At 69.1% G+C, this 23,457-nt stretch carries 18 protein-coding genes; 12 read left to right on the top strand and 6 right to left on the bottom strand.

Annotated elements, in window-relative coordinates:
• Nucleotides 1–18 precede the first annotated feature (18 nt).
• From AC1DVI_RS17080 to AC1DVI_RS17070, 3 genes are all read left to right on the top strand, one after another.
• Entirely contained in the window at nt 19–834 is an 816-nt protein-coding gene (locus AC1DVI_RS17080) for an enoyl-CoA hydratase (RefSeq protein WP_476958974.1), read from the top strand.
• A gap of 128 nt (nt 835–962) precedes the next feature.
• Complete coding sequence (locus AC1DVI_RS17075; protein ID WP_476958973.1) at nt 963–2,543, top strand: tetratricopeptide repeat-containing sulfotransferase family protein; 1,581 nt, start codon at nt 963–965, stop codon at nt 2,541–2,543.
• Between the two features lies 1 nt (nt 2,544).
• The gene (locus AC1DVI_RS17070; RefSeq protein WP_476958972.1) at nt 2,545–3,756 is read left to right on the top strand and encodes a glycosyltransferase family 9 protein; all 1,212 of its coding nucleotides are present in this window, start codon (nt 2,545–2,547) and stop codon (nt 3,754–3,756) included.
• Here the strand turns inward: AC1DVI_RS17070 and AC1DVI_RS17065 are convergent.
• The 3 genes from AC1DVI_RS17065 to AC1DVI_RS17055 form a co-directional block, all read right to left on the bottom strand.
• Complete coding sequence (locus AC1DVI_RS17065; protein WP_476958971.1) at nt 3,725–4,246, bottom strand: invasion associated locus B family protein; 522 nt, start codon at nt 4,244–4,246, stop codon at nt 3,725–3,727. The genes AC1DVI_RS17070 and AC1DVI_RS17065 overlap by 32 nt on opposite strands.
• 5 nt (nt 4,247–4,251) lie before the next feature.
• Complete coding sequence (locus AC1DVI_RS17060; protein ID WP_476958970.1) at nt 4,252–8,049, bottom strand: autotransporter domain-containing protein; 3,798 nt, start codon at nt 8,047–8,049, stop codon at nt 4,252–4,254.
• Between the two features lie 449 nt (nt 8,050–8,498).
• Nucleotides 8,499–8,924: an OsmC family protein gene (locus tag AC1DVI_RS17055; RefSeq protein ID WP_149163676.1), complete on the bottom strand. Its 426-nt coding sequence runs from the start codon at nt 8,922–8,924 to the stop codon at nt 8,499–8,501.
• A gap of 218 nt (nt 8,925–9,142) precedes the next feature.
• Between AC1DVI_RS17055 and AC1DVI_RS17050 the strand changes: the two genes are divergently transcribed.
• From AC1DVI_RS17050 to AC1DVI_RS17025, 6 genes are read left to right on the top strand one after another with little or no spacing between them, the layout of a single operon-like run.
• Complete coding sequence (locus AC1DVI_RS17050) at nt 9,143–9,478, top strand: acyl carrier protein (RefSeq protein WP_476958969.1); 336 nt, start codon at nt 9,143–9,145, stop codon at nt 9,476–9,478.
• Nucleotides 9,475–10,650 (top strand): acyl-CoA dehydrogenase family protein, encoded by a 1,176-nt coding sequence (locus AC1DVI_RS17045; RefSeq protein ID WP_476958968.1) that lies wholly within the window; start codon nt 9,475–9,477, stop codon nt 10,648–10,650. Before AC1DVI_RS17050 ends, AC1DVI_RS17045 begins: the two co-directional genes overlap by 4 nt.
• Before the next feature lie 26 nt (nt 10,651–10,676).
• Nucleotides 10,677–11,615, top strand: a complete 939-nt coding sequence (locus AC1DVI_RS17040) for an amino acid--[acyl-carrier-protein] ligase (protein ID WP_476958967.1) — start codon at nt 10,677–10,679, stop codon at nt 11,613–11,615.
• Between the two features lie 20 nt (nt 11,616–11,635).
• Nucleotides 11,636–12,538 (top strand): DUF1839 family protein, encoded by a 903-nt coding sequence (locus tag AC1DVI_RS17035; protein ID WP_476958966.1) that lies wholly within the window; start codon nt 11,636–11,638, stop codon nt 12,536–12,538.
• Between the two features lie 6 nt (nt 12,539–12,544).
• Nucleotides 12,545–14,986 (top strand): glycosyl hydrolase 2 galactose-binding domain-containing protein, encoded by a 2,442-nt coding sequence (locus AC1DVI_RS17030; protein ID WP_476958965.1) that lies wholly within the window; start codon nt 12,545–12,547, stop codon nt 14,984–14,986.
• The gene (locus AC1DVI_RS17025; protein ID WP_476958964.1) at nt 14,983–16,797 is read left to right on the top strand and encodes a serine aminopeptidase domain-containing protein; all 1,815 of its coding nucleotides are present in this window, start codon (nt 14,983–14,985) and stop codon (nt 16,795–16,797) included. Before AC1DVI_RS17030 ends, AC1DVI_RS17025 begins: the two co-directional genes overlap by 4 nt.
• On the opposite strand, the gene AC1DVI_RS17020 is transcribed toward AC1DVI_RS17025, so the two are convergent.
• The 3 genes from AC1DVI_RS17020 to AC1DVI_RS17010 all read right to left on the bottom strand — a co-directional run bounded on the left by AC1DVI_RS17020 (nt 16,766) and on the right by AC1DVI_RS17010 (nt 18,630).
• Nucleotides 16,766–17,449: a phage tail protein gene (locus tag AC1DVI_RS17020; protein WP_149163681.1), complete on the bottom strand. Its 684-nt coding sequence runs from the start codon at nt 17,447–17,449 to the stop codon at nt 16,766–16,768. The genes AC1DVI_RS17025 and AC1DVI_RS17020 overlap by 32 nt on opposite strands.
• A 76-nt stretch (nt 17,450–17,525) precedes the next feature.
• Nucleotides 17,526–17,846, bottom strand: coding sequence for a DUF6916 family protein (locus AC1DVI_RS17015; protein ID WP_149163682.1), 321 nt, complete (start codon nt 17,844–17,846; stop codon nt 17,526–17,528).
• A 112-nt stretch (nt 17,847–17,958) separates the two neighbouring features.
• Nucleotides 17,959–18,630: a phage tail protein gene (locus tag AC1DVI_RS17010; RefSeq protein WP_476958963.1), complete on the bottom strand. Its 672-nt coding sequence runs from the start codon at nt 18,628–18,630 to the stop codon at nt 17,959–17,961.
• A 424-nt stretch (nt 18,631–19,054) separates the two neighbouring features.
• On the opposite strand from AC1DVI_RS17010, the gene AC1DVI_RS17005 reads away from it, so the two are divergent.
• The 3 genes from AC1DVI_RS17005 to AC1DVI_RS16995 all read left to right on the top strand — a co-directional run.
• Nucleotides 19,055–19,624, top strand: a complete 570-nt coding sequence (locus tag AC1DVI_RS17005) for a GNAT family N-acetyltransferase (protein WP_145706714.1) — start codon at nt 19,055–19,057, stop codon at nt 19,622–19,624.
• A 418-nt stretch (nt 19,625–20,042) separates the two neighbouring features.
• On the top strand, nt 20,043–22,997 hold the full coding sequence (locus AC1DVI_RS17000) for a DUF4347 domain-containing protein (RefSeq protein ID WP_476958962.1): 2,955 nt from the start codon (nt 20,043–20,045) through the stop codon (nt 22,995–22,997).
• Nucleotides 22,994–23,457 (top strand): hypothetical protein (locus tag AC1DVI_RS16995; protein ID WP_476958961.1); only part of this gene is annotated, 464 nt, incomplete at its 3' end. The genes AC1DVI_RS17000 and AC1DVI_RS16995, both read left to right, overlap by 4 nt.

The following is a 23,457-nucleotide window of genomic DNA, read 5'->3' as shown; positions in this document are numbered from 1 at the left end:
CCAAGAGAGTTCCGAACGATGACCATCGCCACGACCGGCGAGGCCGAAGCCTTGCCCGAAATCCTGACCGAGCGGCGCGGCGCCGTCCAGTGGGTGATCTTCAACCGGCCCAAGGCGCGCAACGCCATCACCCCCTGGATGGAGGATCGGCTGATCGAAATCTGCCGGGAGGTCGACGCCGACCCGGCGGTGAAGGCCCTGGTGCTGACCGGTGCGGCCGGCGACAAGCCCGCCTTCATGGCCGGCGCCGACCTGTCCTGCCTGCAAAGCGTCAAGACGCCGGAGGACTACACGATTCTGGAGGACCGCGCGGAGACCGCGGCGATGGCGCTGGAGGCGGTGCGCGTTCCCACCATCGCCGCCCTGGCCGGCGCCTGCGTGGGGGAGGGGGCGCTGCTCGCCGCCTGCTGCGACGTGCGCATCGCCACGCCGTCGGTGCGCTTCGGCTTCCCCATCGCCCGCACGGTCGGCAACTGCCTGAGCATCAAGAACCTCGCCCGATTGGCGGCCATCCTCGGTACCGCGCGGACCAAGGAGATGATCTTCAGCGCCCGCCTGCTGACCGCCGACGAGTTGGCTGGCGCCGGTGCCCTGCGCGGCGTCGTGCCAGACGACGACCTCACCGACCGCACCCAGGAGCTGGCCGAGGAACTGGCGGGCCTCGCCCCGCTGACCCTGTGGACGACCCGCGAGGCGCTGCGCCGCTGGCGCGACCACGGGCTGCCGGCGGATGGCGACGCCGACCTGCTGCGCCTCTGCTACCTGTCCGCCGACTATCAGGAGGGCATCGCCGCCTTCCTGGAGAAGCGCCGTCCGGTCTGGGTGGGGCGGTAGAGCGTCCGCGCTGTTCCCTCTCCCCAGAAGGGGAGGGGGACGGCCTTGCCGCCACCCATACCCTTCACTATCCTGGCGCCGCATCGCGCGCCCCTGTGGGCGTTCAGCCGCCATGGGACCCGCCTGTCATGACGACCACGCCCGACGACCGTCCGAGCGGCGCCCCCGACGCCGCGGCGCTGGAGCGGCGGTTGCGGGCCGCTCCTGACGATCTCGCGGCCACGCAGGAGTTGGCCGGGCTGCTGTTCCGGACGGGGCGAGCGGCGGAGGCCGAGCCTCATGCCCGCAACGCGGTCCGGCTGGCGCCGGAGGACGCGCGCTCCCACACGCTGATGGCGCTGGTGCTGGCCGACACCCACCGGCCCCAGGCCGCCGAGTTCCATTACCGCCGGGCGCTGGCCCTGGCGCCGCCGGACGCCGCGACGCTGGCCAACCTCGCCTGGAGCCTGACCAGGCAGGGCAAGGTGGAGCAGGCGCGGCGGACTTACGGCCGGGCCGCGGCGCTGCACCCGTCCATCCCTCTGACCTGGCATGGCTGGGCACAGACCGAGGACGCGGCCCGCGATCTGCGCGCCGCGCAACGGCTGGTGGACCGCGCCCGGCGTCTCGACCCCGGTCACCGTGGCGCCGACACCTTCGCGGCGGCCCTGCTGGCCCGGCAGGGGAACGGCGAACGGGCGCTTGCCGTCTTGGACGCCTCGGCCGCCCGCCATGGCGGCCCCGACCCCGACGCGCTGCTGGAGAAGGGACGCATTCTCGACCGGCTGGGCCGCCACGACGAGGCCTTCGCCGCCTTCGCCGCCGGCAAGGCCCTGCTGCGGCAGGCCGGGCGCCGCTACGGCGAAGAGGAGGCGGTGGAGCTGATCGCGCGCCTCGCCACCTTCTTCGTGGCGCCGCGTCTGCGCCTGATGCCGCGGCCGGACAAGCCCGCCGCCGGGCCGCAGCCGGTCTTCATCGCGGGCGCCCCGCGCTCCGGCACCACGCTGGTCGAGCAGATCCTGTCCTGCCATCCCGCCGTCGCGGCGGGGGACGAGCTGCCCGCGCTCGGCGCGGTGGTGCGGGCGCTGCCGCAGACGCTGGGCAGCCCGCTCGGCTATCCGGAAGCGCTGTCGGAGCTGTGGATGGGCGACCAGCGCGATGGGCTGGAACGGCTCCGCGACGCCTATCTGCGCCACGCCCGCAAGCTGGTTCCGGCCAAGCCCGGCCACACGCTGTTCACCGACAAGATGCCTTTCAACGAAACGCATCTCGGCCTGATCGCGCTGATGTTTCCCTCGGCACCGGTGGTGCATGTGCTGCGCCATCCGCTGGACGTGGTGCTGTCGATGATGGGCACCAACCTCACCCACGGCTTTCATTGCGCCAACGATGTGGAAACCGCCGCCCGCCATGTCCTTCTGGTGTTCGATCTGGTGGAGCATTACCGGCGGGAGATGCCGCTGCGCTACCTGCCGCTGCGCTACGAGGATCTGGTGCGGGAGCCGGAACCGGCGGTGCGGCGCCTGCTGGGCTTCCTCGGGCTGGGCTTCGACCGGCGCTGCCTGCGCTTCGAGGACAACCGGCGCCACGCCCGCACGCCCAGCCACTCCCAGGTCGCGGAAAAGCTCTACAGCCGCTCCATCGACCGCCACCGCGCCTACAGGACCCATCTGAAGCCGGCGATTTCGATCCTGGAGCCGGTCATTCTTGGGCTGGGCTACAGCCTGTAGCATGCCACCAATCCCCCCGTCCGACAGCGACCTCTGCGAAATCCGCCGCCGTGAAGGCCGGCTGGACGAGGCCGCCGCCCATGGTCGCCGCGCCGTCGCGCTCGATCCCGGCGACGCGGCGGGCTGGTACAATCTGGGTGTGGCGCTCTACGACCGGCTGGAGGTCGCGGCGTCGATCGCCTGCGAGCGCCGCGCCGTCCGGCTCGCCCCGGACGCGCCGGGACCGCATTTCGAACTGGCCGAGGGGTTGCTGCTCTCCGGCCAGTGGGAGGAGGGATGGCGGGAGTATGAATGGCGCTGGCATCTTCCTGGCGTGCCGCCGTTGATTCCGCCCGCGATCCTGGAGCGGCATGGGCAGACGGCCGCACGGCCCTGGGACGGCCGCCCCTTGCCCGGCGGCACCCTGCTGCTGGTCGCCGACCAGGGCTTCGGCGACACCATCCAGTTCGCGCGTTATCTGCCGATGGCGGCGTCGCTCTGCGCGAATCTCGTGGTGGCGTGCAGCCCGGACATGCTTCCGGTGATCCGCGCGCTTCCCGGCGGACACCGGATCGTCACCGACTGGGAGGAGGCGCCGCCCTTCGCCGCCCACGCCGCGCTGTCCAGCCTGCCGGGGCTGTTCGGCACGAGGCCCGACAGCGTTCCGCCGCCGCTCCCCGGCCTGCGGGCCGAGCCGGAGCGGGTGCAGCGCTGGACGGAGCGCCTGGACGGGCTGTTGCCCCGCGGCTACCGCCGCGTCGGGCTGGTCTGGGCGGGGCGCCCGACCCATGGCAACGACCGCAACCGCTCCCTGCCTCTCGCGCGGCTGGCACCGTTCTTCACGCTGGAGAAGACCGCGCTGGTGTCGCTCCAGAAGGGGCCGGCACAGGCCGAGGCCGCCCGCTATTACGGGACGGCGCCACTGGTCGATCTGGGGCCGGAGCTGGAGAGTTTCGCCGACACCATGGCGGTGCTGGGGCAGCTCGACCACGTCGTCTGCGTGGACACCGCGGTCGCCCATCTGGCCGGGGCGATGGGGCACCCGACCGCGGTCCTGCTGCCTTACGCGCCGGACTGGCGCTGGCTGCTCGGTCGCGGCGGCACGCCCTGGTATCCCACCGTCACGCTGCACCGGCAGCCGGCGCCCGGACGGTGGGATGAGGCTATCCAGGCCGCCGTCGCCGCGGTGACCGGAGGCAACATCAGGGCTTCAGGGCGGCCAAGCCGTCGGTGATGCCCTTGGTGGAGAGCGGGAAGGCCACCGCCTGGGTCCCGCCATAGGGGCGGACGGTGATCTGCGCCCCCTTGGAGCGGCGCAGCGCGGTCAGGGTCGCCTCGTCCATTGGGGCGTTGGCGAGGCAGCCGTCCTGGATGCACTGCTGGTAGGTCAGCGGCAGCGGCTTGCCGTCGTCGATGGTCAGGGCCGCCCCGGCGCGCAGATCGACGCCCAGCGGCAGGATGACGACCATCACCCCCTTGCCGTCGGGGGCGAAATAGCCCACCGACGCCTTGAGGATGCGGGTCGCCTGCTTGGCCTCCTTGTTCTCCATCACGCGGGTCTGCGACAGGAAGCAGCGCGGCTGGCCGTCGGGGGGCGTCTCGCATTCGGTCTGCCAGTCGCCGAAGGTCTTGCCGGGTTCCACCGCACCGGCGGGCGCCCCGCTTGCGAGGAGGGGGAGTGCTGCCAGCGCCCCCGTGATGATCGCCTTGCGCATCGCCGTCATGTTCCTCACAGCTTCCACTTCAGGCCGGCGGTCGCCGACACGGTGTTCTCGCGGGCGCGGATCGCGTCCTGAACGTCGATGGTGGCGGTCAGCCGGTCGTCCAGAGCCACGCCCAGCCCGGCGCCGATCACCAGGGCGTCGCGGCCCGGCTTGCTGGCGTCGGCGGCGAAGGCCACACCGCCAAGCCGGTTGGTGGTGGAGGCCGTAGCGTCGGCAAAGTCATGCTCCCACGCCAGGGCGGCGTTGGGCAGCAGGCGCCAGCCGCCCACCGTCACGCTGGTGCCGGCGCGCACGCCGAGCGAACTGCGCAGGCTGGTCCAGCCCGCCGCCTCGACGTCCAGCGCCACGCCGCCGCCGGACTCGCGGAAGGCCTCGCGGGTGATGCGGTCGAAGCGCAGGCCGGCCCGCGGCTCGATCCAGGCGCTGTCCGACCCGGCGAAGGCCATGCGGTGCCCGGCGGCGATCTCCACCGAAAAGTCATGGCCGTCGGCGTTGCCGCTGGCGCCCTGGCCCAGCGTGCCGAAGGCGATGCCGCGCGAGGCGTCGTAGTTGGCGTAGCCGTAGCTGACGGCGCCCTCGATGTAGGGGCTGTCGGCCGAACCGCGCAGGTTCCAGGAGCCGTAGAGCGTCGCTTGGTAGCTGTCCACGTCGGCCTTGCCCAGCCCGTCGCGCGAGGTGACGCGGTTGCGCAGGTAGCCGAGCGCCACGCCGCCGCTCACGCCGTTTTCGTAGCTGTGGTCGGCGCCCAGCAGGAAGCCGCCGATCCGCTCGGTGGTGCCGGCGGCGTTGCCGTCCGAGCCGGTCCGGCTGTAGGCCGCCAGCGGCTGGCCCCACACGCCGCCCGATCCGCCGCTCTCGCCCGTTTCGCCGACGGCACGCGTGCCGTTGCCGCCACCGGCCAGCCGGACGCCCGACGAGGATGCCGCGCCACCGCGCAGGGCCGACAGGCGGCTCTCCACCGCGCTGCCGAACAGGCGGCGGTTGGTGCGGTCGGCGGCCAGCGTGTCGGCGTGCAGCTTGCCCGAGAGCTGGTCGAGCGCCCCGGCGATGCCGCTGCCCGGCAGGCCGTAGAGGCCGCTGAACAGCGGGGCGGCCACACCCTCCAGCCGCGCCCCGGCGGCCGGCCGCAGCGCGTCCACCGCCGCACCGGCGGCCCGCTGGTTGGGCGTGCCGCCGCGGACCGCGTAGTTGGTCGGCGTGACCACCAGCCGCACGGTGTTGGCGCCGTACAGCGTGTCGAGGCGGGTCCCGGCCTCCAGCCCTGCGGTCGGCTGCGTCACCGCGGCGAAGCTGCCGGACACGCCGCCGTCCGCCTGGACAATGGTGAAGCTCTGCCCCAGCGTGGCGGTGTAGGCATTGGTGGCGTCGCCGCTGATGCCGCGCAGCACCGGAGCCAGGGTGCCGCCGGCGGTGAAGGACGCAGTCTCGACCCGGATCTGATCGTGGCGGCCGGCGCCGTTGCCGGCGGTCGGGCCGTCGATCTCGGCGCGCAGCACGCTGGTGCCGGTCAGCGTCACGGCGGACCGGAAGGTCAGCACGCCGGGGGAGTTGCCGGGCGTCAGGGTACCGGACAGCACCGCCGGCCCGACGATCACGCCGTGTCCGCCGAACGTCGAGCCGGCGCCGGTGGTGAGCGACCCGGCGACGACCCCGTCCACCATGGCCGCGGCACCGCTGCCCAGCGTGACCGCCCCGGTGGTGCCGGTGGCGGTTACGGTGACGGCGCCGTCGCCGACGGTGACCGGGGCCATGACGGCGCCGGACAGGGTGGCGGTGCCGCCGGAGGTGACGGTGACCGCCCCGTTGACCGCCCCATTGGCGGCGACGGTCAGGGTGCCGCCCTGGACCGCCAGCGTGCCGCCGACGCCGCCACCCTCGACGACGGTCATCGCGCCGCCGCGGGCGACCGTCACCGGGACGGCCACGACGCCGCCGACCAAGGCGCTGCCGCCGTCGTTCAGCGCCAGCGTGCCGCCGGCGACCACGCCGCTTTTCGCAATGTTCAGGGTCGCGCCGCCGCTGACGGACAAGCCGCCGGCGTTGGCGAGCTGGCCGGAGACGACCACCGCACCGGGACCGCTGGCGGTGAGTGCGCCGCTGCCGCCGACGGAGCCCGCCAGGGTAACGGTGCTGCCGTCCGGCGTGATGGTGCCGCCGCGGCTGGTCACGGTGACGGATTGGCCGAGCGTCAGCGGCGACGCCGGACGCAGCGTGCCACCGTCGAAAGTGACGGAGCCGCTCTGGACCGCGCCGTCGCCGTTGGTGAAACTGGGGCGGCTGGTGTCGATCACGCCGGCCGCCGGAGGCGTGGGGGTGGGCTCGGGATTCGGGGTCGGCTCTGGGTTCGGATTAGGGTTGGGATTGGGGTTCGGCTCCGGCTCCGGCTCCGGCTCCGGTTCGGGCTGCGGGATCACCTTGGTGAGGGTGAGCTGAATCCGCTTGTTCGCCGTGTCCAGGGTGGCCGTCGGGGTCAGCGTCGGGTCGTTGTTGGTGACGGCGGTGAAGCCGCCGGACACGCCGTCCGCCGCCGTCAGGATGGTGTAGGTCGTGCTGTCGCCGTAGCCGCCGCCGGCGGAGGTGATGGCCAGCGCGCCGCCCATCGCGGCGGTGCCGGTGACAGCCAGCTTGCTGGCGGTGCTGGAGGTCGTCCGGATCGCCAGCGTGCTGCCGCTCTGCTGCGTGTAGTTGCCGGTGATGGTCAGCGTGCCGGGCGTAGCGGCGCCGCCGGGGGTCAGGGTGGTGCCGGACGGGCTGGTCACGGTGCCGACGACCGTGCCCGTCCCGGCGAGCGTGGTCCCGCTGGCGAGCTGGAGCGCGGTGGTGAGCGAGCCGTCGACGCGCAGCGTTCCGGCCTGGACGTCCGTCGTCGTGGCCGAACTTGCGCCGCCCAGGGTCCACTCGGTTCCATTGAGGGTCAGGGTCGTGGCGCCGGCTATCGGTCCGGACAGGGAGCCGCTTCCCTCCAACACCAGGTTCTGGGTGCCGCCGTCGTTCGACAGTCCGCCGAGAACGACGCTGCCGTCCTTCAGCGTAATGGAACTGACACTCCCAGAGGCGGAGGTCCGGATCGCCTTATGGCCGGAACCGGCGGCGATGGTCCCATGGTTGACGATGGTCGAGGTGCCGGTGATCGAGACGGCGTCGGAAGCGCCGATGATCGTTCCGTAGTTGGTGAGCGTGCTCGCCGTCGAAAAGTTCTGGGTCTTGATCGCCGGGTACTGCACCTGGAAATTCTGCTGTGCCGGCAGCAGGCTTCGGATCAGTGCCGTCTGGTTTGTCGGTGACCCGTTCGTGATGTCGGCCGCATGCGCGATCTCGATGGCGGACCAGTTGCCGATCACCGTCCCGGTGTTCTGGATGACCGATTTCGACCCGTTCGAATTGTTGATCAGGATGCCGACGTAGGCGTTCTTCACGCTGATCAGGCCGGAGTTGATGACGGTGCCGTAATACTGCGCGTAGACCCCGTCGGCCTGATTGTATGCGGCCTCGAGCGAGATCTTGATCGTGCCCTGGTTGGTCAGGGTCCAACCGCCGTTCGCGTTGATCCAGACGCCGGTGCTCAGATCGTTCGGGTCCGTTCCGGTGCCGCTGTCGACCACACCGCCTGTGCTGGTGATGAGGATGTTGCTTCCGGTCGGATAGAAGGACTGGTTCGTGATGGTCGACAGTGTCTCGATCGGGGCCGCGCTCGCGGCGAGCGACACGCCGAGCGCGATGGGGGCGGCGACCATCGCCGGAAGGCGCCCGCCCGACATCAGGGTCTGGCGGAGGGTGTCGAGGGAGGACGGCGACGGCGGCATGGGCGACTCACCTTGTGAGCGGGGCATAAGCGTTACGACCAATGGTATGGACCATCCAATCATAACGAGCACCACTTTTGGCCGCCAAGAGAAATCACAAAGCAAACAAAATTCTTCATACGTGATTTTTTTCTAATGTCACAGCGTACTTCAGAGTATATTTGTAATTTAGTTCCCTATTATTGTCGGTTTGCGATCTAATCAACTGTATTTTTGAGAAATTCTGCTGAAAGAGAAAGGTCGCATGAAAGTTTTCACGTTTTAAAAGTAACTACTTTATGGAAATTTGTATTCTGGAATGACGAAATTTGTTGCAAGCGATGTTCTTGCAAAGCCCTGCGGGGTCTTCACGACGCTATTGCCGCCAATTCCGACGCCAATGTTAATGATTGGGAGCCATCGTTCCAACGCCGGCGGCCCTCGTCGAAGGACCGCCGGGATGGCGACGCCTACGCGAGGCGGGCGTTCAGGGTGATCTCGGTTCCGGCCAGCGCCTTGGACACCGGGCAGTTCTTCTTGGCGCCCTCGGCCTGCTGCTGGAAGGTCTCGGCGTCGATGCCGGGGATCTCGGCTTCGCAGTCGAGTTCGATCTTGGTGATGGCAAAGCCCTCGCCGACCTTATCGAGATGGACGCGGGCGGTGGTGTGGACGCGCGTCGGCGTGTGCCCGGCTTTCGACAGGCCGGCGGACAACGCCATGGAGAAGCAGCCGGCATGGGCGGCCGCAATCAATTCCTCAGGGTTGGTGCCGGTGCCGTTTTCGAAGCGCGACGGGAAGGAGTAGGCGCCTTCGAACGCACCGCTGCCCAACCGCATGGTGCCCGACCCCTGGGCCAGGTTGCCACGCCATTCCGCATCCGATTGCCGCACAGCCATGGTGATCTCCCGATCCTGTGTTTATTGGGTGAACCACCGCTCAAGTTAGAACCGTCCGGAGGAACGGCAATCGCCACAAGTGTTAAGCACGAGGAGCGTTTGGCATCCGAAAAGCACTCCGGGCATACGGAAAAGCAGAGGAAGGCGCAGAACAATTAAGGTTTTGTGGCGTTGTGCCGGGACGAGAAAAGCTAGAGGTTGAATAGGGGGTAAGGGGAATGAGCATGCGCCAACCGGATTGGCAGATCGCGGCTGGAACGGCGCCGCGGGGCGACGACGCCCCGGCGGTCAACGCAGCCGACATCCGGGCGCTTCTGGCCGACAGCGGCGGGCTGGCCACCGACGCTTCCACCCTGTCCGACGAGGACGATCTCTACGCCGCCGGATTGACCTCTCACGGATCGGTGAACCTGATGCTGGCGCTGGAGGAGCGCTACGGTGTCGAGTTCCCGGAACATCTGTTGCGCCGCCGCACCTTCGAGAGCATCGCGGCGATCCGGTCGGCGGTCGCCGGTCTGCTGGCCGGCGCGCCGGACGGGATGGGGGCCGGATGAGGGCGCCCGCGCCGGACCATCCGCCGGCAATGACCGCCGAGGCCGCCGCCGTCGCCGGGCGCCACGCCGACAGCGTGGACCGCGAGGCGCGCTTTCCCGTCGAGGCCTTCGCCGCTTTGAGGGAGGCGCGGCTGCTTGGCCTGATGGTGCCGCGGGATTTCGGCGGCGGTGGTTGCGGTCTGGCCGATGCGGCGGCGGTGGCCCACGCGCTCGCCCAGAAATGCCCATCCAGCGGGCTGATCTACGCCATGCACCAGATCCAGGTGGCCTGCCTCGTGCATCATGGGCAGGGCAGCGATTGGCATCGTGGCTTCCTGGAGCGATTGGCTGGGGAGCAGCTTCTTCTCGCCTCCGCGACGACCGAGGCCGGGATCGGCGGCGACGTCCGCTCCAGCGTCTGCGCTGTGGAGGACGAGACAGGCGGTGCCTTCCGGTTGGAGAAGCAGGCGACGGTCATCTCCTATGGGCAGGAAGCCGACGCGATCCTGGTGACGGCGCGCCGCACGACGGATTCGCCGCCCTCCGATCAGGTCATCGTGCCGGTGCTGCGCGGGCAGATGCGACTGCAGGAGATCGGCGGCTGGGACACGCTGGGCATGCGGGGCACCCGCAGCATCGGCTACCGGCTGGTGGCGGAGGCCGTACGGGCGCAGATCCTTCCGCTGCCTTACGCCGACATTTCCGCCCGCACCATGCTGCCGGTTACCCATATATTATGGAGCAGCGTCTGGCTGGGCATCGCGACGGACGCGGTGGCGCGGGCCGCTGCCTTCATCCGGGCTGAGGCGCGCAAGCGCCCCGGCACGCCTCCGCCGGGGGCGCGGCGGCTGGCCGAGGCGACCGCCGGCCTTCAGGCCATGCGCGGCCTGGTGCGCGGCGCGCTCGCCCAATTCGAGGCGGCGGCGGACGATCCCGACCGCCTTACCTCCCTGGGCTTCGCGGTCGCCATGAACACGCTGAAGACCGAAGCAGCGGACATGGTGGTGCGGATCGTTGGACAGGCGATGCTGGCCGGCGGCTTGGCCGCCTACCGCAACGACAGCCCCTACAGCCTGTGCCGCCATCTGCGCGACGCCCACTCGGCGCCTCTGATGATCAACAACGACCGGATACTGGGCAACACGGCGAACCTGCTGCTGGCGCACAGGGACAACGGCTCTCTCTTCGGCTGAGGCTTTCTCGGAACGGAATGCGGCGGATGGACATGCGGGCAGGGGGCACACCGGTGGAGAATGGGCAGGCGGCGTTCCGCGACGCGCTGATCGCGGCCGGGCTGCTGATCCCCACGGGGGTCGATGGGCTGTACGGCCGCAGCGGCGTCTTCGAGGACGTCGTGGAGCGCTTCAACGACCTGATCACCGCCTGGGGCGGCGACGACGGGGCGGACGTCATGCGCTTTCCCCCCGGAGTGGCCCGCCATCAGTTCGAACAGAGCGGCTATCTGAAGAGTTTTCCGCATCTCGCCGGCACCGTCCACGCCTTCAAGGGTGACGAGCGCGCCCATCAATCCCTGCTGCGCCGACTGGAGGAGGGGGAGGAGTGGACCGACTCCCAGATGGCGACCAACGTCGTCCTGACCCCGGCGGCCTGCTACCCCGTCTATCCCACCATCGCGGAGCGCGGGCCGTTGACCGCCGACGGCGCGTTGGTCGATGTCTACTCCTATTGCTTCCGCCATGAACCGTCGCTCGACCCGGCGCGCATGCAACTGTTCCGGATGCGCGAGTATGTGCGCGCCGGAACGCCGGAGCAGGTGATGGCCTTCCGGCAAAGCTGGGTGGAGCGGGGGCGGGCGCTGATGGAATCGCTGGCCCTGCCGGTGGCGGTCGATCTGGCGAACGACCCTTTCTTCGGGCGGGCCGGGCGGATGCTGGCGGTCAACCAGCGCGACCAGGGGCTGAAGTTCGAACTGCTGATCCCCATCGCGTCGGCGGAACAGCCCACCGCCTGCCTCAGCTTCAACTATCACCAGGACCATTTCGGGCTGCTGTGGGACCTGCGTGCTCCGGATGGCGCGGTCGCCCACACGGCGTGCGTCGGCTTCGGGATGGAGCGGGTGGCGCTGGCGCTGTTCCGCCATCACGGTCTCGACGTGAAGGGGTGGCCCGCCGCCGTGCGCGCCGTCCTCTGGGGCTGAGCGGGGAGGGGAGGCCGGGCATGGCGCATCCGCTCGACAGGCCGGACCGCGATTGGGCGGAGACCAACTGCTACACCGATCTGTGGCTCGGGCTGCTGCGGACGCTGGGGATGGAGCCGATGGCCTCCCTGGCCTTCACCGTCGCGCAGGATTTCGAGGGCGACCAGTTCACCTTCTTCAAGATACCGCCGGAGGACCTGCGCCGCCTCTATGGTTTGGAGGTGCAGGAACTCGCCCTCTACGACCGGGTGGAGACGCACGCGACGGTGCAGGTGGCACGGGGACGCCCGGTGCTGGTGGAGGTGGACGGCTATCACCTGCCGGACACCCGCGGCACCTCCTACCGTGCGCAGCACGTCAAGACGACCATCGCGATCCTCGGTATGGATGCGGGCGCGCGGCGGCTCGACTACATCCACAACGCCGGACGCTTCACGCTGGAGGGGGAGGATTACGACGGCTTGTTCGCCCCCGCTCCCCTGTTCCCCTATGTGGAATTCGTAAAGCGGAGTGGTCCGCCCTTGGAGGGGGACGCACTGACCGACGCCTCGCGCGCCCTGCTGTCCCACCATCTGCGCCGCCGCCCGGCGGGAAACCCAATCACTGCCTTTCGCGCCGCTCTGCCGGAGCATCTGGAGACGCTGGCCGCCCGGCCCATGGACTATTTCCATCTCTACGCCTTCAACACGCTGCGGCAGGTGGGGGCGAATTTCGAGCTTCTCGGCCTGTATGCGCGCTGGATCGGCGGACCGGCGGAGGCGGCGGAGGCCTGCGCCAGCCTCTCCGCCACCGCCAAGGCCTTTCAGTTCCAGCTTGCGCGCGGCGTGCACCGGCGGCGCTTCGGCGATCACGCGGAACCGCTGGAGGCGATGGAGCGCGCCTATGACAGCGCGCTCGGCGCGTTGCTCCGCCGTTACGGGTGACCGACGATGGCGCGCCTCCACGCCGTGACGGGCCGCCGCGTGACGCCCCTGTCCGCGGGTTGGGAGCTGTGCGTGATCGAGCCGGGGGCAACGCCCGGTGGAGACTGGCTGCCCGCCCCGGTGCCGGGCACCGTCGCCCAGGCGCTGCGCGAGGCCGGGCTCTACTGGCTGGGTGAGCCGCTTCCCCTGCACGACCGCGACGTCTGGTACCGGGTGCGGCTGACCGGTGACGGGCCTTGCACCCTGCGCTTCCATGGCCTCGCCACCGTCGCGGAGGTCTGGCTGGACGGGGAGCGCATCCTGAGCAGCGCCAGCATGTTCCAGCGCCACGATGTGCCCGTCACGCTGCGCGGGACGCACGCGCTCCACATGGTCTTCCGCGCCCTGAACCCGGTGCTGAAAGCGCAGAAGGGGCGGGGCCGCTGGCCGGTGCGGCTGGCCGAGCCGGCGGGGCTGCGCGCGGTGCGGACCACGCTGCTGGGACACATGCCCGGCTGGTGCCCGCCCGTGCCGGCGGTCGGCCCCTGGCGCCCGGTGGAACTGATCATGGAGGATGGTCCGCTGCGCGTCCGCTCGGCGGACCTGCACGCGACTCTGGAGGGGCAGGACGGCCGCTTGTCCCTGACGTTGGCGGCGGAATGGAGCGGGGCCGCTCCCCCGCCGGGCTGGCTGGAAGTGGGAGAGGCGCGGGCACCGCTCCGCTGGACCGGACCTTCGGACTTGCGCGGCGACATCCGCCTGCCGGAGGTCGAACCCTGGTGGCCGCACAGCCACGGCCGGCCGGCGCTCCACGCCGTGCGTGCCGTGGTGGGCGACGAGCGCATCGACCTGGGCCGCACCGGCTTCCGCCGCATCGAGCGGGAGTCCGGCGAAGGCTTCGCCCTGCGCATCAACGGCGAGCGGGTCTTCTGCCGCGGCGCCTGCTGGAGCAGCCCCGACATCGTGGCATTGCCGGGCACGCGGGACGCCTACGCCCCCTGGCTGGAGACGGCGCGGCAAGCCGGCATGACCATGCTGCGTGTGCCGGGAATCGCCACCTACGAGGCCGACGCCTTCTTCGACCTGTGCGACGAGATGGGGATTCTCGTCTGGCAGGACTTCATGTTCGCAAACTTCGACTATCCGGCCGACGGGCCGTTCCTCGACGGTGCCCGGCGGGAGGCTGCGCAATTCCTCGACCGGGTCCAGGCGTCACCGGCGCTGGCCGTGCTGTGCGGCGGCAGCGAGGCGGAGCAGCAGGCGGCCATGCTTGGCCTGCCGCGTGAGCGCTGGAGCCAGCCGCTGTTCGACACCGTCCTGCGGGACGAGGTGGAACGGAGGCGGCCCGACGTGCCTTACGTCGCGAATTCCCCGACCGGTGGGCCGCTGCCCTTCGTCGCCGATGCCGGTGTGACCCACTATTACGGCGTCGGCGCCTATCTGCGCCCGCTGGAGGACGCGCGCCGGGCAAATGTTCGCTTCGCCTCCGAATGCCTCGCCTTCGCCAACTTGCCGGCGGCCGGGGCGCTGCCCGGCGTCCCGGCGGTCCATGACCCGCGCTGGAAGGCCCGTGTCCCGCGCGACCCCGGCGCTCCGTGGGATTTCGAGGATGTGCGGGACCATTACCTGCACAGCCTGTACGGCGTCGATCCCATGCTTTTGCGCTACGAGGATCCCGACCGCTACGCGCGGCTGTCGCGTGCGGTGACGGGGGAGGTCATGGAGGCTGTCTTCGCGGAATGGCGGCGGGTCGGCTCTCCTTGCGGCGGCGGGCTGGTCTGGATGTTCCAGGACGTCTGGCCGGGAGCCGGCTGGGGCGTGGTCGATTCCACGGGCGTGCCGAAGGCGGCGTGGCACGCGCTGCGCCGCGCCTTCCGACCCGTGCAGATCCTACTGACCGACGAGGGGGTAAACGGGCTGGCGATCCATCTGCTGAACGAGACGGCGGAGTTGGTGGAGGCGGTGCTTTCCCTGACCGCCTTGCGGCGGGGCGAGGTGCCGGTGCTGCGGACCGAGAGGGCGGTCACCCTGCCGCCGCGCAGCGCCCAGGCGGTTCCAGCCTCCTCGTTGCTCGACCGTTTCATCGATCTGACCTGCGCCTACCGCTTCGGTCCGCCCGCCCACGACGCGGTGGTGGCGGCGTTGTCCGATCCTGGCGCCGGCGCGCCGATAGCCGAGGCTTTCCACTTCCCGCAGGGCGGGCGGATGGAGCGCGCGGAGCTGGGCTTGGGCACCCGCGTGGAGCGGACGGCGGAGGGATGGTCGCTGATCCTGTCCAGTCGGCGCCTTGCCCGCTCCGTCCACGTCGAGGACGACGGATTCCGGGCGGAGGAGGAGTGGTTCCACCTGCCGCCAGGAACCAAGCGCCGGGTCCGGCTGATTCCGCGCCACTCCGCGGCGGTTGTGCCCGATGGGGACGTCCATGCGTTGAACGGTCTGGACTCAACCCGCTACCGGGGGACGGCATGACGCCCGATCCATCGATGCCCGTTCTGTTCGAGGGCTGTTTCGGCTGGCTGCATCCGGCGGGTGGGCGCCGCGGCGTCGTGCTGTGCGCCCCCTACGGCGGGGAGGCGCTGGCCACTCACCGGGCGTGGCGCCGTTTCGCCGAAGGCTTGGCTGAGACCGGGTTGCCGGTGCTGCGCTTCGATTATCCCGGCACCGGAAACAGCGTCGGCGGGGAGGGCGATCCGGGCCGCCTGGAGGCGTGGCTCGGCGGTATCCGCGCCGCGGCCACCCATCTGCGGGCCGTCACCGGGGTGGAAGAGGTGGCGCTGGTCGGGTTGCGGCTGGGCGGACTGCTCGGCGCGACGGCGGCGCGCGAGGCGGGGGCGGATGCGCTGGCCCTGCTGGCGCCCTTTCCCTCGGGTCGGGCCTTCCTCCAGGAGTTGCGGGCGGTGGCGCTTCTTGCCGAAAGGCCGGCGGACGCCTCGCCTGCGGTGGGGCCGGAGGGGATCGACAGCGCCGGCTTCCGCCTGTCTCCGGAAACGGCGGAGGCCCTGCGGGCGCTCGACCTCACGCGGATGACGGAAACGCCAGCGCGGCGCGTGCTCATCCTCGATCGCCCGGAGGGCCGCGCCGCCGCTCTGGCGGCGCGGTTCCGCGTGCTGGGAGCCGCGGTGGAGGAGGCGCCCTTTCCCGACCACGCGCGGCTGATGAGCAGCGTGCAGCAAGCGGTCCTGGACTGCTCGGCCTTCGGTCGGGTGGCGGCCTGGCTGGCGCGGGACATGGCGCCCGCCGGGCCGGGCCGGGCGGTCGAAGCGCCGGCCCCCCGTCTGGAATTGGCCGGCGCGGTGGAGCGCCCGCTCCGCTTCGGTCCCGGCACCGCTCTGTTCGGCATCCTCTGCGAGCCGGCCAACGCGCTCGCGGAGCGGCCCGCCGTGCTCCTGCTCAACAGCGGCGCCACGCCGCACACCGGCACCGGGCGCATGTCGGTGCGGCTGGCCCGGCGGCTGGCGGCGCGGGGGATCGCCTCGCTGCGCATGGATCTGGGCGGGCTGGGGGACAGCGCGTCGAAGCCGGGACGTCGCGACGGGCTGATCTATTGCCGGGACATGGTGGAGGATGCGCGGGCCGGGCTGGAAGCCCTGGCGGCGGCGGGGCATGGCGCCGCGGTCGCCGTGGGATTGTGCGCCGGGGCGGCGGTGGCGCTGCGGGTGGCGCTGGCCGACCCGCGGGTGGTCGGGTTGGCGCTGGTCAATCCGGGCCGCTTCGTGCTGGGCGACGGCGTGACGCAGGAGGAGGCCATCGGCAGCGCGGTCAAGCCGGCCGCCGCCTATCTGCCCCGGCTGACCGAGCCGGCGGTGTGGCGCGCCATCCTGCGCCAGGACCGCAAGGCGTCGCGCGTCGCCCGTGCCCTGTCGGAACGCGCGGCCCGCCGCCTGCGCATCGGGGCTGGGCGGTTGCGCGCCGGGCTGATGGGGCGGGGCTACGCGCGGGACGATGTGCTCCACGCGTTCCAGACGCTGGCCGACCGCGGAGTCCGCACGCTGATGGTGCACAGCGAGGGAGACGTGACGCTGGGCGAGTTGGAGGCGCAGGCCGGGGCGGGCGGCGGACGCCTGCGCCAGATGGGCGGGCTGTGGATGGAGCGCCTCGCCGGGGCCGATCACAGCCTGATGGAGCGCGCCGCGCGGGAACGCTTCGCCAGCCTTCTCGATGACCTGCTGGACCGCGTCGGCACGGGCGCGACGGGCACCGTGCGCGGGAAAGGCCCCGGCCCACCGGAAGGGACCGGGGCTCTCCGCGTCAATCACGCGACGGGAAATAGCCCAGCATGAAGATGAAGAAGAACAGCGACTGGTAAGGCTGCAGGTTGTTGAGAGGGGTCGGGCTGCTGACGCCCCCCCCCGCGATCACGGCCACGCTGCCGCCCGTGACGCCTCCGTTGACCGTCCCCTGCGTGAAGAGCGCGCCGGTCAGCGAGCTTCCGGTGGGCGGCGTCGGCAGACTCGAAGCCGGGATGTAGGGCCCGTCGACGGTTATGCCGGTGTTGGGATCGAGGAACTGTCCGCCCAGCGTCGCGGGGGTGCCGGACGGGCTGTTGCTGGTGCCGACGGCCGGGTTCAGCGGCACGGTAACCGTTGCGGTGAACGGTACGGTGCCGCCCGCGCTGCCGCCCTGGAAGGACGCGGCGTGGGTGTGCGCCGGCAGGTTGGCGCCGCTGATCGTCGTGAACTGCGAGCCGCCCGAATTGCCGGGGTTGATGGTGGTGCTGGTGTAGGGGCTGATCCCCGGCCCCACCATCACGCGGCCGCGCAGATCGGGCAGGTTGAACGTCGGAGCGCCTTGCCCGCCGCCGAAGGCCCCGGCCGTGACCGCCCACAGGGCTTGGTACTGGGCGGTGTTGACGGCCTGTCCCAGACATTGCTGCGTGTTCACCGGGGCGAAATTGCCGGCGAATGGAAAGACGGTACCTAGGTAGAAGTCCATGGCGAAATCTCCGGTGGATTCGATGCGCTGGGGCGGACGGTGCGGGATGCCGCTGGCAGGAACGTGGTGGCCGGACTCAGTTCAGGATCAGTTCGAAACAGCCCCGGTCGGGGTCGCGCGGGATGACGCGCACGATGTAGAACGGCCCCATCGGTCCCATCGTCGGATGGTCGATCTGGAAATAGCCGTTCCACAGCTGGCTGGGGCCGTAGGTTTCGAACAGAGCCGAAAAGGACGTGCGCTTCGCCCAGCGCGGCGTGCATTCCGGACGTGCCGTCAGCTTCGTCAACTCGACGTCCGCGATCACGGACCCGTCCTCCGGGGCCAGAAAACGGAACGTCTGGCCGAGATGCGGGGCGAACATCTCGTGAGACAGGGTGGCGATGTCGATGGTCATCTCAAAGGTCCAGGCTCAAGTTCTGAAGATACGGCTGTCGTTCCGGGCATACGAAGCCAACGCGCCGCATCCGTCCATCCGCTGTTCGACTGATCGGGGGATCGCTCCGCGATCAGTCGCGCATCGGGTAGATGCCGCTGGTGACGATCAGCATGGTCAGCGCCAGATAGGGCTGCATGTTGTTCAGCGCCGCCGGTGTGTTGACGCCGCCGCCCGCCGAAACGCTCACCGTACCCGTCAACCCGCCCATCGTGACGGTGCCGGAGGCCGAACCGATCAGCGCCGAACCGCTCGGGGCGGTGCCGGAGCTGTAGGGGCCGTCCAGGACGATGCCGGAGCCGCTGGTGTCGTTGATCTGGAGCGCGCCGAGATAATTGTTGCCGCCCGCCGGGGTGTTGCTGGCGCCCAGGCTGGTGCTCACCGGGATGGTCGCGCCGGCGGTGACGGTCGCGATGTTGCTGCTACCCGACGGCGTGAAGGACGCGGCGTGGGTGTGCAGCGGCAGGTTCTGGACGGTGATGCTGTTGTTCGCAGCGCCGCCGTTGTTGCCCGGGTTGATCATCAGGTTGTTCAGATAGGGGCTGGGGCCCGAGCCGATCATGACGCGGCCGCGCAGATCCGGGAGGTTGAAGTTGGTCGAGCCGTTGCCGCCGTACATCGCGCCGGTGATCGAGAACAGGGCTTGGTTCTGGCTGACCTGCATCTGTTGGCCCAGACACTGAGCGGTGAATTGCGGGGCGTAGGCGCCGGTGAACGGGATGACCAGGCCGAGGTAAACTTCCATGGCGAAACCTCCTGTGTATGAAACCGGTTGCGGCGGCCTATGGCCAGCGTCCCACTAAGGACGCGCCACGCCGACGAATGTGATAGAAAGCATACCGATATATTCTCCTGAACGGCTAGGGACTGAGCAACAGACGATACAAAAAGTTACTTTTTTTGATTGTCATCTTTGCATTATAACCCCGTGGTTGCATATTCTTGTATGTGTTTGGCCGCCGCCGTTGGATCGTGAGCGATGCGTCCGCTCGGTCGCCAGCGGCGTTGGGTCGTCCTCGGTTACGGTCGCTCCGCACCGGCCCGACGCCGCGGCGGACGACTCGAACGGCACCCGCCGCCCGGATGGTCCGCAGCGGCGATTCTTGCGTCATGCCCGCATCTTCGGCTATTCAAGGCGCACGCTTGTGCTACCGGAAGGGGTGTGACCGATGGCCGTTCTGAATGGGTCGCTGCCGCTGCTCGGCGGGTTGACGGTGCGGTTTCCCCGCCCATCGGACGACGACTTCCTGATGGGCCTGTTCATGGACGCGCGCCCCTGGCTGGCCAAGGCGCATCACGACCGCGACTTCATCCGGACTCTCTACGAACAGCAGTACGGCGCGCGGCGGATGGGGCAGGAGAGCCGTTATCCGGAACATCTGGATTTCGTCGTCGAGAAGACGGGCCAGCCGGTGGGGCGGATCATCATGGATCTGGGGCGCTATGACTGGCGCGTGTCGGAGGTGGAGATCCATCGTCTGGCCCGCGGCAAGGGCATCGGCACCGATCTGCTGCGCAGCTTCCAAGGGACCGCGGCGCAAATGCGCATCCCGATCACCTTGTCGGTGGCCGAGGTGGATACGCGCGTTCATTGGTTCTATCACCGGTTGGGCTTCGATCTTCTGGCGAAGACATCGCCTTCCCTTGAGCTGATCTGGCTGCCGCCCGGTCATCCGGGAATCCAGCACTTGCCGCCGCAGATCCTGCCGGCCCAGATGCAGCAGGGCGGCGCGTCCTGACGCTGGTCCCTTGGTGACGCGATCGGGCGGTCCGCTTCCTCTGTGGCGAGTACCGGCACGGTCACGGCGTTCCGGATCTGTGACATCGGTGCGCGGTGTTATGCACGCAGATGTTTGACTTCGCCGCGCCGTGCGCCCGCCCGGGGCGAAATCGCTGCCTGAAAAGCATACCAATATATGCGTTCATTTCAGTCGTGAAATAGAGAGCGCAGGGTGGAAACAAATGCGTCAAATTATGACGCTCTACTCTCCTCGATGATGCGAATCGACGCAAATCAGGCGCCTCTTTTGCTGTCTTTATAGACGCATGCGCTGTCAACCACTGCGAAAAGGTGGTACTCTCCTGCAGGCTATTCACTTTTTGGTGACCGCTTTGGACGTAGGGTCGGGCGGTGTCGCGTATGGCGGGAGGCGGATGATGGCGCGCAAGCGTGGTTCGAACGGCAACAACGTGAACGGGCGTTCCCACAAGACGCACAAGCCGTCCTCATCGATGTTCGCGATGGCTCTCGAACCGCGCTTCATGTTCGACGCGGCGGGCGCCGTCACCGCTGCCGAGGTTCATCAGCAACCCGATCAGCCCGTGCCGGGGGATAAGGGCGCCGGCACGGCCGCCGACCCCGACAAGCTGGCCGATTGGGCGATCAAGGAGTCGACCGTTCCGGCCGCCTCAGCCTCGTCACCCACCGAACCGGCGGCGGTGACGGCGCGGCTCGCCGAGATCCAGGGCTCGGTCCGCTCGGTGGTGTTCGTCGACACCAGCGTGTCCGACTACCAGACGCTGCTCAAGGACATCGCCCCCGACGCCAAGGTCGTCCTGCTCGACTCCCAGCAGGAGGCGCTCGGCCAGATGGCGAAGGCGCTGTCCGGGATGTCCGGCCTGGATTCCGTCCAGGTCGTCAGCCACGGCAACGAAGGCCATCTCTACATCGCCGGCCGCGCCTATTGGGCGGACGGCTTGGCGAATCGCGCGCAGGATCTCCAGGCGATCGGCGCCGCGCTGAAGCCCGGCGGCGACATTCTTTTCTACGCCTGCAACGTCGGCGCCGGAGAGGTTGGGCAGGAGTTCGTTCAGACGATCCATCGGCTCACCGGAGCCGACGTGGCGGTGTCCAACGACGAGACCGGCAACGCCGCCGGGCAGAACTGGACGCTGGAAGTGCGGAGCGGGGCCATCGAGGCGGCGATTCCCTTCGCCCGCGCGTCCATGGAGACTTTCAGCGGCCGGTTGGGAACCGTCGTCGTCACCTCGGCGACCGGGACAGCGGCCGGATCGCTGAACGATGCAATCAAGAATGCGACCCAAGCGACCATTATCGAGTTCAGCCCGACGCTGGCGTCCGGCACGGTTTCCCTGGGTGTCACGACGGCCCTCCTGACGGCGGCGGCTCAGGACTTGACGATCAATGGCGACGTGAATGGCGACGGTATTGCCGATATCACGCTCTCCGGTGACGGAGATGCCAGCAACACGACCACGACGGCGGACTACCGGGGCATCGCCTTCAATGCGGCAAGTAAGACGCTGACGGTCAAGAACTTGGTTTTCGAACGTTTTTACACGTCAAGCGCCGTCCAGGGCGTTCTGGCGCTGCAGAACGGGTCGCTTGAAGTGGATGGTGTGACCTTCAGGAACAATTTGAGCAACGTCATCGCTACATTGAATACAGCGACATCCTTGACGATTAAGAATTCCGTTTTTCGTGAAAACACGAGCGCCGTGGCTGGCACGGCAGCTTTTTCGGTCATCAAATCGCTGGTGGCAGGAACGTTCACTGTCGAGAACAGTCTCTTTGTAGACAACAACTACGTCATGAACGCAGGCTCGCCTTCGGCGAGCTATCCGGGCGGCATCATCATGCATCAGAGCACGGTGTCGGCTTTTACAACAAATATTCGCAACGTCACCATTGCCAACAACAGCTATATAAACAACGATGCTGCGGCTGCGGGTATAAAGACGGCAGCGATCGGCCTCTTTTACGACCCGAATGCAACGGGCACAGCCACGGCAAACGTTTACAACACGATCATTGCGGGAAATACGGGAAAGCTTGGCACCACAAATTTTGCTGATCCGAACGCCATCATTTACAACAGCGCCAAAATCACCCTGAATGCGGGCAACAATTATCAGAACGCCATCACCGGCACCGCAACGTTCGTCGACTCCACCAACGCCACCGTCAGCCTGCGCGACTACCGCCCGGCCTCGACCGCGACCACCTTCATCAACGCCGGCGACAGCAGCAACGCGAACCGCTACGGCGGCAGCTACGACATCCGCGGCATCGACCGCATCCGTGACGGTGCGCTCGACCTCGGTGCGTACGAGGTTCACTGGAACGCCGGAGCGCCGACGGTCGACCTGAACGGGGCCGGCGGTGGAAGCGACGAATCCGTCAGCAGCGGGACTCCCAGTTCCGGCGTGCTCATCGCGCCCAGCGCCACCCTGGCGCAGACCGACACCGATACCCGTCTGCTCGGCGCCACCATCGCCTTGAGCGGCGTGGTCGATACCGGAAACGAAACGCTGACGCTCTCCACGGCGGATGTCAGCACCGCCAAGACCTACGGCATCGCGGTGCTCGCCAACGACGGCGCCACGATCACCCTGAGCGGTGCGGCGTCCGTGGCGAACTATCAGGCGGTGATCCGTCTGATCCAATACAAGAACTCCGCTGGCAGCTTCACCGCGGGCGCGCGCACCGCCACGGTCACCGTCAACGACGGCGAGACGACCAGCACCGCGCGGACCAGCACCATCACCCTCAGCGCCGGCGCCGACACCACGCCGCCGACCGTCTCCAGCATCGCTGTGTCCGGGAGCCCGGCGGCCAACGCGTCCTCGGTCACCTACACCGTGACCTTCAGCGAAGGCGTCTCCGGCGTGGACGCTGGCGACTTCACGTTGGCGACCACCGGGAACGCCTCCGGGACGATCGGTACCGTCACCCAGGTGTCGGCCAGCGTCTACACGGTTTCGGTGACCGGCGTCTCCGGCACCGGCACGCTGGGGCTGAATCTGAAGGGGAGCGGCACAGGCATCAAGGACACGGCGAACAACGACATCGCCGCTGGCTTCACCGGCTCCACCCACACGGTGGACCAGGTGGCGCCGACCTTCGACGTCGCCGCCGCCACGTCCAGCATCACCAACACCGGCTTCACCCTGTCCGCCAGCCTCAACGAGGCGGGGACCATTTACTACGTCCTGGTCCCCCGCAACGCGACCGCTCCGACCGCCGCGGAAGTGGAAGCGGGCACGGCTTCCGGCGGCGGAGGGGCGCTGAAGTCCGGCAGCCTCAGCGCGTCGCCGTCGCCGTTCGACGGCAGCGGATCGATCAGCGGACTGACCGCCGCGCACCGGTGAACAGCGTCGTTCCTTCGGTGTCGGGCACGGCGACGGTTGGCGGCAGCCTGTCCGCGGGGACCGGCACCTGGAGCGATCCGGACGGCGACCCGCTGGGTTACACCTACCAATGGTACCGGGCCGACGACAGCAACGGCACCAACGCCGCCTCGATCAGTGGGGCGACGAGCGCCAGCTACACGCTGACCACCTCGGACGCCCACAAGTACCTGCGCGTCRWGGTGACGGCCAACGACGGCAATTCCAACACGACGACCGCCTACTCCGCCTACACGGCGATCCTGAACAGCGCGCCGGTGAACAGCGTGGCGCCGAACGTGACGGGCACGGCGACGGTGGGCAACGCGCTCAGCACGACCAACGGCACCTGGAGCGATCCGGACGGCGACRRCCGGWSCTTCACCTACCAATGGTACCGGGCCGACGACAGCAACGGCACCAACGCCGCCTCGATCAGCGG

Source organism: Azospirillum sp. P4_B5, from assembly GCF_056402275.1.
The sequence above is the reverse complement of the archived record's forward strand: the minus strand, read 5'-3'. Positions and strand labels throughout refer to the sequence as shown.